We start from the raw sequence: 17,274 nt of genomic DNA on the forward strand, positions 1-17,274 counted from the left end.
TCCGTGGTAAGATGGGTGTAGGTCATTTGTGGTCACTCCTTTGTATTCTTTGGTCGGAATTACAAGTTGAGTGTACCACAAATGGCTGTTTTAGTTGTCTAGCTTAATTTTACAATCGGCGTTATAACTAAAAGTGTCTAATTTAATACTAAATATATTATAAATTTCCGTTAATATTTAGTATATCTATTATGGTAATTTAATCTTTGCGACATTTAATGATCTTAATGTAGGTGTTTTCTTATATTGGTGTTCTTCCATTTTAATTAAGATATCGTTAAGCATCTGAACTGTATCTGACATATAAGAGCCTTTATTAAGCATGACACACTCAGAACGGCTCCCTTCAGCGGCATCGGTCACCTCTGCTCTAGAAGGAATTCCTTCATCCAACATTGAAGCTATTACCTCTGTCCCCCATATCACAGGAGTATCACTTGCCTCACAAATCCATAAGATTTCTTGTTGTAATTCAGCAAGTCTCACATAACCACTTTCTACCGCTAAATCTCCGCGAGCAATCATGACAGATACTGGGTTTCGACTTCCAGCTTTTAGAATAACTTCGGGTAAGTTATTCATTGCTTGAACTGTTTCAATTTTTAACGTTAATGGGATATCATTCAATGGTCGATTCGTTTTTTCAATTTCTGCTTGAATTTCTTCAATATCATCCGTAGTTCGAATGAATGAACAACCAATCATATCCGCATGTTCAACGGCAAAGTGAATCGCTTTTCGGTCTTCATCAGTTAGGACATCGATATCAAACTCTGTTTTAGGGAAATTAAGGCCTTTCTCAGCCTTTATTCTAACAGAGCCACCTCTGACTCTCTTTACTAGTAGTAAAGCTTCTGACTCCCCAATCTTTTTCACTTCAAGCTCAATGGACCCATCATCAATCAAAATCAGATCATCAATTGATAATTGCTCAAAAATTTGAGGTATACTGCAACCGATAGTCACTTTAATATCGTCATCAAGAGCTGGTAAATTTACATAATCTTTAGTCATACGAACTAAATCACCTGCTTTTACTTTGGGTTTCTTAAATTTTGTAAAGACCCAATCTGTTCTAATTTTAGGACCGGCAATGTCGATTAATATTTTTACTTTTTTATCTAATTCTTCGGCTACTTCATGAATATTGTCTATCATGGCACTCCAAGTATCTTCATTGTCATGCGCTGCATTAATTCTAGCAACATTCATCCCACTCTCAATTAATTCTTTCAAAAGCACCTTGTCTTCAGATGCTTCTGTAGGCATTGTCACCATAATGCGTGTATTTCTTTCTCTTGGCGCATCTCCAAAAAACAATTGTGTATTCTGAGCAAGTCTGTTTCTTCCAGCTGTTGATTGTTTTGATTCAGGTTCTTCAATCTCCATATCTTTGCCAATTGTATTTCCTAAACGTCTAATAACAGACTCTAAAGTAAATAACGTTCTAGACTCTAATCTACCTAAACTTGAAAGACCCCACGAAGATAAATCAGCTTGTAAAGATCGGATATCTCGTCTTCTTAAAGCAAGATATGCAAACAAATTTCTAGCACTTTCACGAAAGTCATTACGTTCGATATTTTTATCAATGGCTTTAAATTCAGTTTCAGATTCAGCTTTTATTTGTTGGTATAATTCGGTTAAATTATCATAAATTTGAGTTTGTTCTTCAATACTTGAGTATGTCATTTTTTCACCTCATAATATATTATTGTTAATGTGATTATAACAATATTCATCGCCATTTGAAAACGTTACCCTTTATTATTACTACATATATATTTATAGGTATAAAATTTTATGGAAATACAAAAAAACACTACAAAAATTGCAGTGCTTTAAATAACTCATCTATACATTCTCTTGAAAGTAGTGATATTAAATTATTGGTCTAAGTATTTGTTCGTTAATGACACATTTTGTCCTCTGTCATAACCATCATGATAGGCATGGCTATTTCGACTTAAATCAGGTTGTTTAAAGGCTAAAGAACCATTAATTTCTTGATTAAACTTATCTACAACATCTTGAGGAGTTTTGATAATTAAAGCAAACTTCTCATTATCATCTGCCATCTCTTCTCTTTGCTTGGCAAATTTATGGTCTAAACCATCCATAAACCCTTGATAGTAGGCTTTTCGAATTTGAGCTTGAGCAAGTGTAGAATCTTCATTATTATCTTTAATATGAATTCCTGCATAATGTTTCATTGATTCTGCAGCTAAGTAAAATACTTCGTAAGCCAATTCAACATCTTCTGGATAACCCATTAGAACAAGCTTTCTTTGCACGCTCTTTTGATGAGGCAGTCGGTTACTCTGCACATAAAACATCACTCTGAAGTTTTCAGAAATGATCTTAACTAACACTTTCTCCCACCAATATAATCGCTTATATACAGAAAGGGATTTGATAATAATCTCTTGCTTTCCACCTTCATTTAACTCATCTTGAGAAATTTTATATTTAAGCATTAATTTTTGGGCCATTAATAAGGCTGTTTGACTCTCCTCGTCATTACCACCGTCTTCAGCAAGTGATAACAAATTACGTATTTTATCGAGAATTTTATCATTGATTGACACATTAATACCCCCTTGTTATGGCAATATAACTAATTTTATCATATTTTGAGACAAAATATAAATACGATGCCTAATTTAACGTAAAGTTCTTAAAACTTCTTCAAAGCGTTCTGGTAAGTCTGTTTCGAAATTCATTTCTTCCCCAGTTGTTGGATGTATAAAATGAAGCGATTGAGCATGTAAAAACTGACCATCATCAAGACGAGCAAGTTGCCCTTTCATTTGGCCCACGCCTTGGCGATATAAAGGATCACCTACAATTGGGTGGCCGATGAATTCTAAATGCACACGAATTTGATGCGTCCGTCCCGTTTTTAACTCAACTTTAACGAGTGTATTATGCGCAAAAGTTTCTAATACTTCAAAATGAGTCAGTGCGTATCTACCTGCATGATTCGTCGTAAATTTAATTCGATTACTTGGGTCACGATTAATCGGCGCTTCTATGATACCTGTAGGTGTTTCAATCACTTCATTGACCAAAGCAACATATGTCCGTCCCATCGAGTGATCTTCTAATTGTTCACTAAGTTTTTGATGGGCAAGATTGTTTTTGGCTATAACGATTAAACCTGATGTATCTTTATCAATTCTATGAACTATCCCTGGACGGATAGTATCTTCATTATTAGATAAATTATCATCTAAGTAATGCACTAGAGCATTCACTAAAGTTCCACTTTGATGCCCTTTTGATGGATGAACAACCATATCAATGGGTTTATTAATAACTAAAACATCTTCATCTTCATAAATAATATCTAATGGAATATCTTCTGGTAAGATAGCCATTTGTTCTTCTTCAGGAATTTCAACGTTAATTACTTCACTCCCATTTAATTTGTAATTTGCTTTTTGATGCACGCCATCAACAGTAATGTGCTGATTTTTTAATAATTTTTGAATGGTAGAACGGCTGTAAGTTTCTTCAGATAATAAGTCTACTAATACTTTATCTAAACGACCTACTTCGCCTTCTAATTCAAATTTTTTTGTTTCTTTAATTTTTGTCATTATAAAACATCCTCTGTATTTTCAAAAAATAATATTACGATAATAAGCAATACGACTCCGATTGTCAGTGCAGCATCCGCTACATTGAAAATCGGAAAATCTATAAACTTGAGTCTAACCATATCGATTACGTAACCTAAACGAATTCGATCGATAAAATTACCAACAGCTCCACCAAGAATTAAACCGTAACTTAAACGAGTTATAAAATGATGGTCACGATTCTTGAAGATCAAATAAATAATATAAGCAGCAGCCAACACGGTAATAATTAAAAAGAAATTCACTCGACCCGAGAACAAGCCCCAGCCAGCACCATCATTACGTAAATAGAAAAAATCGAGAACATTGGCAATTCCTTCAGCTGATTCCCCTACTTGTAAGTTTGTTACCGTCAAAAACTTGACAATTTGGTCAAAAACAATTAATAATATTGCAACGAAAAAAGATAAAAACATAGATACTCCTTGCCTTTAGGTTCTAAATATTTAATAATATTTGAATTGCTAATAGTGTTATTATATACTAATCTAAGTAAAAATTAAATTTATTATTTTTTAAACAATTTAAATCATTTTTAAGGAGTGTCTATGAAACATTTGAATAAAATTGTAATACTCTTAATAACAACACTATTTATTGCTGGTTGTGATAACTCAGTAGAAAGAGCTGATAAAACAGTCAGTCTCGTTCAGGAGAACGTTACAAGTATTGTTAATGAGTTAACAGAAATACAACTTGCTGAAGGAAACCTACAAGCAGAATTTGAAAGTACCATTGCTAACGCTGGAGATGATCTTACTTATTTTGCTAGTGATGATTCACCCATCCAACAAAATATTCGACGCCGTAAAGAACACTTGACTAAATTAGAAGAAGTTCGTGGTGAATTGGATACAATGATTGAGGAATTTTCTAATCAAGCTGATAATAGTCCGCTTCCAACTGAACAAGTGACAAATCAAATTACTCAGTTACAGGAATTGTCTCAAGAAATCGTTACTTACATATCTGATTATCGAGATACCATTGAAACGGAATCAATCGTATACAAATCGATTGCAAATCCAGAAACAGATTACTCATCTTTCTTTGCTGTATTTGATAGTGTGTCAAAGTTACATACAACCAATCAAATTAATTTAGAGCGTATCTTAGGGTACTTTGAACCTATCAATGCGCAATTAATTAATTTTAAAGTATATTTAGCTAATTTACAAGAATCGAATTAGAAATTTGTAATAAAGACAAGAGGAGTTTTTAATATGTCCAACTTAAAAAACAAAAAAGTCAACTCTTATACTAAAGTATTTGCCTTGCTATTGCTTTCAGTATTCGTCTTGGCCAGTTGTCAGCAGTCAAATAATGCTGAACAAGAAGAACCGCAGTATTTTACACTGCCAGAAGTAACTCCAAAGTATGACAGTGAGACAATCACTGAATTCAATAACCGAGTGGCTACAAATGATACGAACCGCTATGAAGGTTTAGTTATACCTGATGAGCCATTGTTATCTCAACCCGAACAATTACCTTCTGCCCTTTTCTATGATAGTGGAATTTCTATTCCTTATCCTGAAGACGGAGTTAAGGGAGTTTACTTAACGGCTGAGAATGTTGCCAATGAAGAATACTTTAACTACATTATCGATTACATCAATGAAACAGAATTAAATGCTGTAGTGATTGACTTCAAAGATGATTGGGGTAACGTCATTCCACCTATTGAAACTGACAATGAGTATGTTCAACAAAACGTAATAGGATCTGTAGACTACGCTGAAGTCTTACGTGTCCTAGAAGAGAATGAAATTTATCCAATTGCTCGTATCACAACTTTTAAAGATAATCTATTAGCCGAGGCGCGTCCAGACTTATCATTTAAAGATTCTGCCACAGGTGAAATTTGGTCAGATGGGAATGGTTCTAAGTTCATTAACCCGTTCAGTCAAGATGCTTGGGATTATGTCCTTACGATTGCTGAAGAAGCTGCTAAAATGGGCTTCAAAGATATTCAATTTGACTATATTCGGTTCCCTGAAGGTTTTGAAACTTTCCATACTCAATTAGAATATGAAGTGGGAGAATATTCGGTATTCGAATCAGATAATCCCGATGAACAAGGCTACGAGCGTGTCGCCGCAATTAATGACTTTTTAACTTATGCCGATAACCGACTTACGCCTTATGGTGTTGAAATTAGTGCTGATATCTTCGGATACACAGCGGTTGCTGGAGATGCTCCAGACGTTCGTGGTATTGGTCAAAACTTTACTCAAATGGCTGAACGAGTAGATGTGGTATCTTCTATGATTTACCCTTCTCACTGGACTTCTGGATTCTTTGGATTTGATGTACCAGACTATTACCCTTATGAATTTACTAATACTTACATTCAAGAAGAATTATATGTGTTAGGTCCAGTTCAAAATAATATTGTCTCAAGACCTTGGTTACAGGACTTTACGATGTTCATGGAGTACGGTCCAACTGAAGTTCAAGGACAAATTAATGCCTTAGCTGAAAACGGCATTCATGAGTATTTACTTTGGAATGCAGCTGGTGAATATACAACGGGTGTTGATTATGCTCCTGATGTAGAGACGGCACAAGTAACTGAATAAAGATAAAAGAGCTCGACTAGTTTTGCTAGTCGAGCTCTTTTTATATTCTTAAAGTTGATACATTGTATCGATTGGAATGGATACCCCAAAATCCAATAGTACTATATATGCTTGCCTAATTGGTTTGTTGTAAGCAATTGTCAGTGCTTTTGAATACAAACTAATTTGGAAACGATATTTATTTACAATTTGTTCAATTTGTTTTTCTTTTGTCATATTGGCATAAGGTTTATAGCGATCCGTTTTGTAGTCATAGATGACGATATCTTCATCAAATTCAATAAAGTTATCGATAACCCCATGAATTAGCAACTGATCTTCAGACAATTCTTTCATGTTCTCTGCTGCAATATTATTTTCAAATAATTTTAATGCTGGAGTTAAATAAGAAAATGCTTGTTCCTTTTTAACTCGATCTGCATGTTCAATCGTTAACTGTCCTAATTCACTTTGAATAAAAGTGATGACACTATCATAGTTGATTAATTCGGCCAATTGTTTACTAATGTGTTTCGTTTCAACGAGAGATTGGCTAGTTTTAATTAATATTTCTTTTAATTGCGTTTGATTTTTCTCTCCCAAAATCGAAAAGTCTAACTGTTGTAATAAGAAGTGTGTTGCGCTCCCTATTTCAGCATAATTTGGTTTGGTTTCTAAGTTATCTATGAATTTAGGTGGTTCAAACGTATCTTCAGTATAGCGAATTCCTTGAATAGACGAAGAGCTTTCGTGTTCTTCAACATTTTGGCTTTCGTTCGAGTTACCACTACGGTCTTCGAAATAAGCAATTTTATCGATACGCGGTTCTTCGTATAAGCGTTTCAATTCAGATACAGATTGATAACTTGAGGTATTCGTCGCTAATTCATATGTGTAGTTATAATTAAATAACTGATTCATATGATTATAGACGCTTTGATCACTTAAATCATTGACATCAAGACGTCCAATTTGCTTAGCTAAATTGGGTTTCTTTGAGTAATTTACTGGTATTTGATATTGAATTTGTAAATCTGCAATGCTTTGTAAATCGATAAACTCAATATTGATTTGCGATAGATTAAATTCAGCTAAACCGGAATCAGTTTGACCTTTAGCGATGGCTTGTCTAATCCAATCTAACCAACTTGAAGCACTTTGGCGCTCCTGTAAAGGAACCATTAATGTCTCATGATTACTTTTATCTTGCGTCGCTTCTTGTTTAGTATGCCACTCTTCTTCATTTTTAATCGTTCCAACAATCATGAGCTTTTGCTCACATCTCGTTAAGGCTACGTATAATTTACGCATTTCTTCCGCTTTTAACATATTTTCCTTTTCAATCTTAAATGCTTGTTTTGTAAAGGAGTCAAATTTAATACGGTTTTCAAAGTCATAGTAATCAGAACTAATCCCAAAGTGTTTTGAAGCGATGTATGATTTCGACCTTACGTCTTGTAAATTGAATTTTTTAGCTGTATCCATTAGATATACAATTGGAAACTCTAAACCTTTACTAGCATGTACAGTCATCAGTCTCACAAAATTTTGTTCCCCATCGAGTAAAACTGGCTCTGCTAAGTCATTTTGTTGTTGCATTACTTTCTCAATGTAGCGAATAAAGCCAAAGACGCCTTTGTATTGGCTTTGCTCAAATTCCAATGCTTTCTCATACAAGGCATGTAAGTTCGCCTCGCGTTGGACTCCGTTATTTAAACCTGCTACATAATCTAGGAAAGATGTTTCTTGGTAAATCGTCCAAATTAAATCCACTAAGGAAATGCGTTTTGACAAGGCGTTCCAATGTGTCAATTGCTTGAAGAAGTTACTCAATTTCTGATGGATATCTTTATTACTCTCTTGGATTTCTGGGTCATTTAAGTAAGCAATGACTGCTTCATAGAACAAGCCATTGGGAGAATGAATCCTAATCTTACTTAGGGCTTCATCATCTAATTGAACAAAATATGATCGTAATATCGCAACTAATGGGATATCTTGTAAAGGATTGTCGATTAGTTTTAATAACGCTAACATTAATTGAACTTCTTGTCTTTGAAAATAATTCTCAACTTTTTGAGCATAAATCGGTACATCATAACTTTCTAAGATTCGTTGTGCAATTAAGAAAGGCTTTCGTGTTGGCGTAAGAATAACAAAATCCGAGAATGTTACGGGTCTTTGTTTTTTCAACTTCTTATCATAGACTAAGTAACCTTCTGCTACTTTATTTCGAATATCTTGAGCGATAATATGGCTTTCAGCTTCTAATGAAGTATCTGCTAATGCAATCTCATCACTGACTGCCTCATCGATTTCTTCACTCTCTTGATTTTCTTTTTCATATAAGAGTAGTTGAATATTAAAGTCTTCATGTGGCGCTGCTGGTTCAAAAGATTTATTCCCAGTTGTAAGTGATTCTGCTTTTCCATAATTCATCTCACCAAATTCTGAATCCATCACCCGCTCAAATACGAAGTTTGTAAATTGCAGTATTTCATCTCTTGAACGGTAATTTTTATCTAAGATAATGAGCTTATCTTCGCTAGAATTTGCATAGTTTAAATACCGATTTAAAAATAAACTCGGCTCTGCCATTCTAAAACCATAAATCGATTGCTTTACGTCCCCTACCATAAATAAGTTATCGTTTAATTCAGTTCGTGTCTCATGTGATAAAAAGTATAAAATGTCATTTTGGATATCATTAATATCTTGGTACTCATCAATCATTATTTCTTTAAATTTATCATGATAAAACATTGCAGCTGAACTGACTTGTCTTTGTTCATTTTCTTGGTTTAATGGCGCTAAAATATCTAAGGCGAGATGTTCTAAATCATTATAATCAATCATATTTATTGATGTTTTATGTTCAGCTAATCGGTCCATAAATAGTTTAGCTAATTGAGATAAGGAATAAATAATGTTTCCCTGCTCTTGTTCCACTTTTTCAGTTAACTTATATTCATAAGTAAAGATTGGCACTATATTTTTAGTGATAATGTCTTTTGCTTCATCTCGTAATTCTTTGAGTTCAGCCACTATTTCATAGTCTTCGGAAGATTTCTTATTTGCTTTCCATTTGCCAAATTGAATTGAACTCGCTTGTGAGAATAAATCCTCAAGTTTATCTTCTCTCGACAATTCAAATAAAAAATTTGCTTGTTGTAAGTCTTCTTGAATGATTGGCTCATACTTAGAAACGCCCTCGTCAGAAAGTGAATGCAGTAAATTTGTCGCTGTTTCTAGTAATTTAATGGCTTGTAGGCTATTGGTTTCAAGCACAAATTTAATTGTTTGTTTATATAATAAACTATCTTTAAATGCTTCAAAGTTAGCACTTGCGTTATTTGCATCTTCTAACCATAAAGTTGGATTCGTTTGTGAGCGGGCAAATTTATAAATATCGATGATCGTATCAAATAATGCTTCATCGGAACGCACACTTCCGTATCGCGCTAAAAGTGATTGGTAAATTTCAGGCGAAATATCTTCAATTTCAGAATTTGAATCATGGATTGAAACAATCATGTCATCCCAGACATCTTGATAAATTAACTGTACTTGCGTCTGATCCGTCACTAAAGAGAAATTAGGGTTAAAATCGATTAAATAAAAGAAATTTTGGATGATTTCTAGACAGAATGAATGCAGTGTTTGAATATTTGCCTTAGGTAAAAGAGATAATTGGTGTGTTAATCGTCTTTGTTCCTCAGGATTCAGTGTTTCGTTCACTGCGTCTTTTAATCTGCTCTCCATTCTTTCTTTCATTTCATTCGCTGCAGCTTCGGTAAAGGTAACGACTAAAAGTTCATCAACATTCGCAAATCCTTGCAATATATGATTAAAAATCCGTTCAATTAATACTGTCGTTTTTCCTGAACCGGCGGAAGCTGAAACAAGGATATTACTTCCCTTATGTTGGATTGCTTCCCATTGTTCATCGTTAAAATTCGAATTAAGCGGTTTAGGTTCTATCTTATTCATCATCTTCTTCATCTTCCCCACTTTCGTCCAATTCTAATAACATTTCTTGTATGATATTCTTTTTATTAATTGTCTTTTCACGGTATGCCTGATAATTTTCAGTTGAATCAAACCCACTTATTACCCGGTATTCCGGTTGTAATGATGTCGTGTATTGATTTTCTTTGAATGGTTTTAATTCAATCGCACCATTTTGAATTTGATTCGCTGCTTGTTTAAATTTCATGTGGACGTATTTTAAGAGGATATCTAACTCTTCTTCCGTAAATACTCGACTGTAGGCATTGTAAAGTCCACCTTTTTTAAACTTCACAGGATAAATAAGACTATTATTCGTTACTTCTATACTTGAATCAATATAGGTTAATTGTTCTTCATCAACACTGACAAAACCATTAAAGGTATTCTCAGATAATTGTAACTCTTCCATAGCTTCTAAAGATTCTGGCAGCGATGCCTCTTTAAAAGCTGTGTAGGAGTGAATTAATGGTTGGTAAAATGCACCGAAAGCCTTTGTATCTGAGTAATTGCTTAAAGCAACGCTTAAATAAGTTAATACTTGTAAATCGAGCCCATAATACGTATCAACTACATTAAATTCCTTTTTACCTGATTTATAATCGACAATTTGTATAAAAGTATTGTTTGAAGTTTTAGCTGTATCAACCCGGTCAATCTTCCCGCTAATACTTAGATGTCCGCCACTATTTAATGGGTAAATGAATCCTTTTAATTGGTCAGGGGATGGTGAAATTCCAAATACTGCTTCAGATTGAATTGAAGTCATCTTCGTTCGTTTTTGTTGTGCTTGACTAAATTTTATAAAACGAAACAGTTGCTCGTCCATTTGCGTTTTAATCGCATTAAACTTCGCATGACTAAACATAATATTAAATCGTTCGTCTTGTTCTAATTTTCCTTTGACTTGGTTAAATAATTGCTTTAAATTGCTCATATCAACTTGTCTTAAATCTAATTTCTCATCAATTAATAGTCTAGTAAATGAATCTAAAAAGTCATGGAAATAATCCCCAGACCGTGCATAATCAAGTTCAAATAATTTTCTTTCTTTTATCTTTAAACCATGTAATAAGAAATGGCTAAAAGGATCTTGGAAATATTGTTCAATTTTTGAAACTGAAGCATTAATATCTTTACCGAATAATTGAATCGCAATTTCTGGAGCGATATTAGTTGGTAATTCATTGAATTTCGCCACTGCTTCAACAATCGCTTCGATGGATTGACGCGTTTCTTTCTCTTCGCCATCATAGTCATCCATAACTAAAAATACTTGTTTATGCAGATTATTAAGTAGACCTTCATCTTGAGTGAGGTAATGTGATAATTGAAGTAATAAATTTTGTTCCATACTATATTTTCCAAAAGTACTTGGGTGAAGATGTTCCAATTCAGAAACTAAATCGTGCGTAAATATGTAACTTGGTAGTTTCAATTGTTTCACTATTTGCATGATATATGGACTTAATTGCATACTTTGATTATTTACACTCGTAGCATAGCTAAAATAAATTCGTTCGGAAGCGTTCAGTAATAATTGGTACACTAATAATAATTCTTGGCTATATTGTTGTTCGTTAAGCTTCATTAAGTATTGATGAGGGAGTAAATCTTTTTGAAGTAACTCTCTAGATGCTTCATCTAATAAAGAATAGGTTGGTCGATTCAGCGGTAAGGTTTTGTCGTCCATACCAATATAGAAAGCAATCTTAAATGGCTGTACCTGCGGACTTTCGACACTCGTTAACGTAACTTGATCGAGTGTTGCAGGGATTATATGGTAACTTGATTCACATAAACCAGCGATTAATAACTCAACAAATAAAGCATATGAAATGGTTTGGTCCTGATAAATCTCATTAAACTCATCTAATAGATCAACGAATACTTGCCACACTTGCTCATCCCGGCGAGAAGATTCTACTTCACCCGTATCGATAGAAATATCGCGTTGTTTAACAAACTCATCACGAACGCCTAAATCAAGCATCAATTGATAGAGCCATGCTCCAGCCTTTTGGCCCGTCATAGGACTTTCCCAAGCTTTAAAGGCTTGGCTGACGTCAGAAATTATCCATTGTCTCCATCTCTCAGCAAGTTCTTTCATTGTATAGTGAGTTGTACGATCACCGTCTTGAACAAGTTTGGATTCATCTTCAAAATGCCAGGTAAAATTTGGTTGAATTAAACGGTAACCAAAATAACCATTAGCTAAAATAATGTTTTCAAAGTAATTTACTTCTTGGTCTTTAATCTTCTCTTGTTGCTCTATTGGTGTGTCTTTTAGAAATTTAGGAATAATTAAACCTGACTTCAAGAAGCCCATCACATCATCGTATTTCCAATTATAAAGTTTTAAATTCAATAAGCTCTCAAGTAATAGAACAAAAGGATGCTGATTCATCTTAGCAACATTATCGATAAAAATAGGTATATCGTTCACATCAAAATACGGTTTTGCTATCACTTGATATCTTTCAAATTCACGTGTCATAACAACAATGTCTTGATATCGGTAACCCTCAGTAGCTACTAAATGGTGAATTTGGTTACTTACATGACGTAACTCCGTTTGAATGGTATCCGCCTGCCAAACTTCAATCGGTGGGCTTAAGTACTTCGTTTTCTCATCATCTATACTCGTCCCAATTTCTTGAATATCTTTAAATAGCTTCGCTGTCATTAGTAAATCAGTTCCAATTGTATGAAGTGGTTTATTAATGTCCCAATCCGGTGACACCTTAATTTGATTAAACTGTGCTAACGCCTTTACTTGATGGTATGTATAGCGAATTGTATCCAGAATCGGCTGAAACGCTTGGCTATTGGCTAATGAATGAGTAATAGGCAATGTGAGCCATACATCACTGAAAGAGGCTGAAAGCTGCATTAAAAGGCTCATCTGTTGCGCATTAAAATAATAATAATGATCAATAATCGCGTAATGGTCATCTGATTGTCCTTCACTTTTAATAAAGGCTTCTAATTGCTCTAAAGTGCTGTATTGTGAGACATCTAAAAGGTCAATTCTCTCAATAAATTTCGTATAAATCAGTTGTATCTCGACGATTTTTTGTTGTTCTAGATTAGGTATACCTTCACTTATATCTGAAACATCGTTATGTGTATCAGTCGTTATGCGTGACAAATCTTCAGGTGTAATATTTCCTTCGATTAACTCATTAAATAATGATAATAACTTATCAATGAAACCTTGATGGTTAATTTGACCTCTTAATACAATGAGTTCATCTTTTAATTCACTAAGCAATTGTCTAATAATCATCGTTAAACCAACATCAGAAATTGTTTGATGATTGGGACTTTGAGGTCGAATCATAAACCATGCTAGTCGCGTGAAACTAACCACTTGTAATGACATCATCGCTGCTTCTTCCTGCCCTTTGACCTCTTCGATGGTATTTAGGACAAAAGTCTCCATATCAAACTTCAAATGGTCAGGAACAATATAATAAATCGTTGCATTCGGATTGGTTTCAAGAATATGTAATAATTTTTCAATTATAACGCGTTTTTTATTTACTGAGAGATCTCCAGTTATAATTTGTAATCCCATTCTTTACTCCTTTCAATAAACTATTCTGTCGCTTTAAACTCATTTTATCTAAGAAAAGACGGAAATATAACCAAAATGCCTGGTATAATTTCCGTTTCTTCAATAATTATTATAATTTTTCTAAAAATCTTTCTTTGTTCACTTTCGCTCTTTTATGATCAGCCGAAGCAATTAATTGCCCATCTACCATAGCTTCAAGTGAAAGTGTCAATATAGATTTATTTTGTTCCGTTATTTTAGCTGTAATGCTAACCAATTTCCCAACGGCTGTTGGCGCTAAGTGTTTCATAGAAAACTCAATTCCAACCGTTGTTTCGTCATTGTCAGTGTAATTTTGACATAATTCATAAGAAACATTTTCCATCCAAGCCATTATACTCGGTGACGATAGAACTTCTAAGCCACCTGAACCAACAGAAGCTGCTGTTACAACATCTTGCACTTTGAATTCTTTGGTCAATGTCTTCATTATCTAATTACCCCTTAAAATTATTTTGCGTTTAATTCAACAATTTTAATAATGACATTAGCTGCTTTCTCCATTGTTTCTACTGAAACATACTCGAATCGACCGTGCATATTTTCGCCACCTGCGAAGATATTAGGTGTAGGTATTCCCATGAAACTAATTTTAGACCCATCAGTTCCTCCACGAATTGGATAAATTCTTGGTTGGATATTTAAAGTTTCCATAGCATTTTGGGCTAAATCAACCGGCGTCATATCTTTTTCAATAATTTCACCCATATTGTAATATTGATCTTCCATCTCAAGTTCTAGTGGTTTAGATGGATAATTATCATTAATTTTGTTCACAGCTGATTGAACGAATGCTTTACGATCTTCGAATAATTTACGATCATGATCACGAATAATCATTCTTAGAACAGCCTTATCCACTGTTCCTTCAACGTCAGAAATATGGTAGAAACCTTCTCGATCCTCTGTGTGTTCTGGTACTTCAAGTTCTGGGAATTCATTCATAAATTCGTTCATAACTGTTACTGCATTCAACATCTTACCTTTGGCAGTACCTGGGTGAATGTTTTTACCAGTTATTGTAACGGTTGCGCCTGCCGCGTTAAAACTTTCATATTCTAATTCGCCTTCTGGACCTCCGTCCATAGTATAAGCAAAATCAACATCAAAGCCTTTGGCATCAAAGTGATCTGCTCCACGGCCAATCTCTTCATCTGGACCAAATGCAACACGCACTTTACCGTGTTCAATTTCTGGATGGTTCACTAGATATTCAACTGCTGTTATAATTTCAGCAATCCCTGCTTTATCATCCGCACCAAGTAAGGTCGTTCCATCTGTTGTAATTAATGTTTCTCCAATGTAATTATTTAAGTTTGGAAAATCAACTGGATCCATGACGATATCTTCTTCAGCATTTAAGGTAATGGCAAGTCCATTATAATTTTCAATCACATTTGGTTGCACGTTTACAGAGTTAAAATCTGCCGTATCAACGTGCGCGATAAATCCAATTGAAGGGACATCTTTTGACGTGTTCGCTGGTAATGTTGCTGTGACAAAGGCATTATTTGGGTTAAGTTCTACCTCATCTAAGCCAATCTCTTTTAATTCTTCAACTAATAAATTTAATAAATCAAATTGTTTCTCTGTTGAAGGAATTGTCTCACTAAATACATCTGAACGTGTATCTATCTTGGCATATCTAATTAATCTCTCTTTTGTTTTTTCAAAAATACTCATAATATCACCTTTCTATTCGTACATAAATGGATTTGTGTTTGTAGTGCTCTCAATGACTTCAATATCCCAAAAATTCTCTTGAGCTAAGTTTTTAATAACTGTAGCCATTTTCTCTTTGAATATGTGTTCAATGTAATGACCACTATCAATGGTAAGTATATCAAATTCATAAGCGTCTTGCCCTTTATGAAAAGTAATGTCACCTGTAATAAATACATCCGCTTCCTCGTCTAGAGCAGCTGATAGTGATTCAAAGGAAGACCCACCAACAATGGCGACGCGATTATATGCCTCTTTTGGTGTTCTTTCTATTAAAGTGAGATTGTTCGCATTCAATTTATCTTTGATATAAGAAATTAAGTCTTGACGAACAAAGGTATCTGGCAAATTCCCCACACGCCCTAAGCCACTTAAACCGTCTTCAGATGGCTCAAGTTCTTTAATGTCGTTAAGTTTTAAAGCATTAGCTAACCAATCGTTCATCCCATTCAATGCTTTATCTAAATTAGTATGTAAGACAAAGACATTGATGTCATTTTTAATAAGGTCAGTATACATTCTTAAATCAGCCGTTGAATTATCGAAACGTTTGATTGGGTTAAAAAGTATCGGATGGTGAACAATAATCGTATCCACACTAAGTTCCAAAGCTTCTTTCACGACTTCAGGTCTAACATCTAAGGTTGTCATTACTTTGCTAACATTGGCATCTTTATATCCAAAATGAAGTCCTACTTGATCCCATTCTTCAGCCAATTCGCTTGGATATAATTTATTCAAGTTATCCATTAATTCATTTAATCGTACCGACTGCCTATTCATTTTTCTAACACTTCCTTAATGCGTTGATATTTTTGTTCCAACTCTTCAAGTTTATCATTCTTGTCGTTTGTAGCAAGTTTAATGGAATTAATAATATACTCGGTACTTTCCAATTCACTTTTCCATTTAGAAAAGAATTCTTTGGACTGCTTTTGATAATTAATGGGTCCAAATAATAATTCCTCGTCATTTAATACTTGCTTTTCTTCATCAGATAAATGTCTAGCAACAATTATTTCATAATTATGTTTATGTTCTTGGATAATATCCTCATCGATAATATGATAATGATTCTCGATTAACCACGAACGGAGTTGCGGTTCAGCAACATTTGGTTGAAGAATTAATGTATGTCCTGATACAAGTTTATTCACACCTGCTTCAAGAATATTGCGAATCAAAATGCCCCCCATACCGCATATCGTCGCTAAGTTAATTAAATCATTTAAATTAACAACATCAAAGCCGTCTCCAAAACGGACATCAATGGAATCGTTCAATCCTTGTAGACGCACTTCTTTTTGAGCAGACTGATAGGGTCCTTGGACAACTTCTCCAGCGATGGCGTATTCAATCGCATCGTTTAATACTAGATTACACGGTAAATAAGCATGATCACTTCCAATATCTGCTAAACGTATTGGATTGTCTCCATGCTTTTCAACGAATTGAGCGACTCGATCGAGTCTTTTTGATAATGTATTTGAATTCATATTTTCCCTCTTAACTTCTTATAGATAATACTTTAATTTTATCACTAAATACCAATTTAATTAAGTAAATTATACTAGCCATATCTTTTATATTTATTGGTTCATGAATTTTTGATGTTGGTGGACCGAGGAGCCAGGTGACGCAGTCACCTTGGCTCTTTTTTTATTCCTATGTTTAAGTGTCTCTCTATGCAACGATAGTTTGTGTTGTGTTCTCATCTTTA

General features: G+C 34.1%; 12 protein-coding genes. 2 read left to right on the forward strand and 10 right to left on the reverse strand.

Annotation, left to right across the window (positions count from 1 at the left end; translation table 11 throughout):
• Positions 1-189: 189 nt before the first annotated feature.
• The 4 genes from ACEN3Z_RS09465 to lspA form a co-directional block, all read right to left on the reverse strand.
• Positions 190-1,692, reverse strand: a complete 1,503-nt coding sequence (locus tag ACEN3Z_RS09465; RefSeq protein WP_407090655.1) for a pyruvate kinase — start codon at positions 1,690-1,692, stop codon at positions 190-192.
• A 194-nt stretch (positions 1,693-1,886) separates the two neighbouring features.
• On the reverse strand, positions 1,887-2,588 hold the full coding sequence (locus tag ACEN3Z_RS09470; protein ID WP_138405007.1) for a DUF2786 domain-containing protein: 702 nt from the start codon (positions 2,586-2,588) through the stop codon (positions 1,887-1,889).
• Positions 2,589-2,663: 75 nt separating this feature from the next.
• A complete protein-coding gene (locus tag ACEN3Z_RS09475) occupies positions 2,664-3,602 on the reverse strand; it encodes an RluA family pseudouridine synthase (protein ID WP_407090656.1) in 939 nt (312 codons plus the stop codon).
• On the reverse strand, positions 3,602-4,060 hold the full coding sequence (gene lspA, locus ACEN3Z_RS09480) for a signal peptidase II (RefSeq protein ID WP_407090657.1): 459 nt from the start codon (positions 4,058-4,060) through the stop codon (positions 3,602-3,604). The genes ACEN3Z_RS09475 and lspA overlap by 1 nt, the downstream gene beginning before the upstream one ends.
• A gap of 141 nt (positions 4,061-4,201) precedes the next feature.
• Here lspA and ACEN3Z_RS09485 point away from each other — a divergent pair, with 141 nt between their 5' ends.
• Both ACEN3Z_RS09485 and ACEN3Z_RS09490 read left to right on the forward strand, forming a co-directional pair.
• Complete coding sequence (locus ACEN3Z_RS09485; protein WP_407090658.1) at positions 4,202-4,834, forward strand: YkyA family protein; 633 nt, start codon at positions 4,202-4,204, stop codon at positions 4,832-4,834.
• 33 nt (positions 4,835-4,867) lie between these two features.
• Complete coding sequence (locus ACEN3Z_RS09490) at positions 4,868-6,226, forward strand: putative glycoside hydrolase (RefSeq protein WP_407090659.1); 1,359 nt, start codon at positions 4,868-4,870, stop codon at positions 6,224-6,226.
• 48 nt (positions 6,227-6,274) lie between these two features.
• Here ACEN3Z_RS09490 and addA read toward each other — a convergent pair whose 3' ends face one another.
• From addA to ACEN3Z_RS09520, 6 genes are all read right to left on the reverse strand, one after another.
• Positions 6,275-10,207 (reverse strand): helicase-exonuclease AddAB subunit AddA, encoded by a 3,933-nt coding sequence (gene addA / locus ACEN3Z_RS09495; RefSeq protein ID WP_407090660.1) that lies wholly within the window; start codon positions 10,205-10,207, stop codon positions 6,275-6,277.
• Positions 10,188-13,793, reverse strand: a complete 3,606-nt coding sequence (locus tag ACEN3Z_RS09500) for a PD-(D/E)XK nuclease family protein (protein WP_407090661.1) — start codon at positions 13,791-13,793, stop codon at positions 10,188-10,190. Before ACEN3Z_RS09500 ends, addA begins: the two co-directional genes overlap by 20 nt.
• A gap of 109 nt (positions 13,794-13,902) precedes the next feature.
• Positions 13,903-14,262, reverse strand: a complete 360-nt coding sequence (locus tag ACEN3Z_RS09505; RefSeq protein ID WP_138404999.1) for a thioesterase family protein — start codon at positions 14,260-14,262, stop codon at positions 13,903-13,905.
• 20 nt (positions 14,263-14,282) lie between these two features.
• On the reverse strand, positions 14,283-15,515 hold the full coding sequence (gene pepT / locus ACEN3Z_RS09510) for a peptidase T (RefSeq protein ID WP_407090662.1): 1,233 nt from the start codon (positions 15,513-15,515) through the stop codon (positions 14,283-14,285).
• 12 nt (positions 15,516-15,527) lie between these two features.
• Positions 15,528-16,337, reverse strand: a complete 810-nt coding sequence (locus ACEN3Z_RS09515; RefSeq protein WP_407090663.1) for a Nif3-like dinuclear metal center hexameric protein — start codon at positions 16,335-16,337, stop codon at positions 15,528-15,530.
• On the reverse strand, positions 16,334-17,050 hold the full coding sequence (locus ACEN3Z_RS09520) for a tRNA (adenine(22)-N(1))-methyltransferase (RefSeq protein WP_407090664.1): 717 nt from the start codon (positions 17,048-17,050) through the stop codon (positions 16,334-16,336). The genes ACEN3Z_RS09515 and ACEN3Z_RS09520 overlap by 4 nt, the downstream gene beginning before the upstream one ends.
• Positions 17,051-17,274 lie beyond the last annotated feature (224 nt).

It is taken from the genome of Ruoffia sp. FAM 26254 (assembly GCF_045528545.1).
GTDB classification, from domain to species: Bacteria; Bacillota; Bacilli; order Lactobacillales; family Aerococcaceae; genus Ruoffia; species Ruoffia halotolerans.

Bases quoted from the DNA above. Each gene is read 5' to 3' on its own strand.
- pepT (WP_407090662.1), bottom strand. From the start codon at position 15,515: ATGAGTATTTTTGAAAAAACAAAAGAGAGATTAATTAGATATGCCAAG.
- ACEN3Z_RS09500 (WP_407090661.1), bottom strand. From the start codon at position 13,793: ATGGGATTACAAATTATAACTGGAGATCTCTCAGTAAATAAAAAACGC.
- lspA (WP_407090657.1), bottom strand. From the start codon at position 4,060: ATGTTTTTATCTTTTTTCGTTGCAATATTATTAATTGTTTTTGACCAA.
- ACEN3Z_RS09515 (WP_407090663.1), bottom strand. From the start codon at position 16,337: ATGAATAGGCAGTCGGTACGATTAAATGAATTAATGGATAACTTGAAT.
- ACEN3Z_RS09475 (WP_407090656.1), bottom strand. From the start codon at position 3,602: ATGACAAAAATTAAAGAAACAAAAAAATTTGAATTAGAAGGCGAAGTA.
- ACEN3Z_RS09520 (WP_407090664.1), bottom strand. From the start codon at position 17,050: ATGAATTCAAATACATTATCAAAAAGACTCGATCGAGTCGCTCAATTC.
- addA (WP_407090660.1), bottom strand. From the start codon at position 10,207: ATGAAGAAGATGATGAATAAGATAGAACCTAAACCGCTTAATTCGAAT.
- ACEN3Z_RS09465 (WP_407090655.1), bottom strand. From the start codon at position 1,692: ATGACATACTCAAGTATTGAAGAACAAACTCAAATTTATGATAATTTA.
- ACEN3Z_RS09505 (WP_138404999.1), bottom strand. From the start codon at position 14,262: ATGAAGACATTGACCAAAGAATTCAAAGTGCAAGATGTTGTAACAGCA.
- ACEN3Z_RS09490 (WP_407090659.1), top strand. From the start codon at position 4,868: ATGTCCAACTTAAAAAACAAAAAAGTCAACTCTTATACTAAAGTATTT.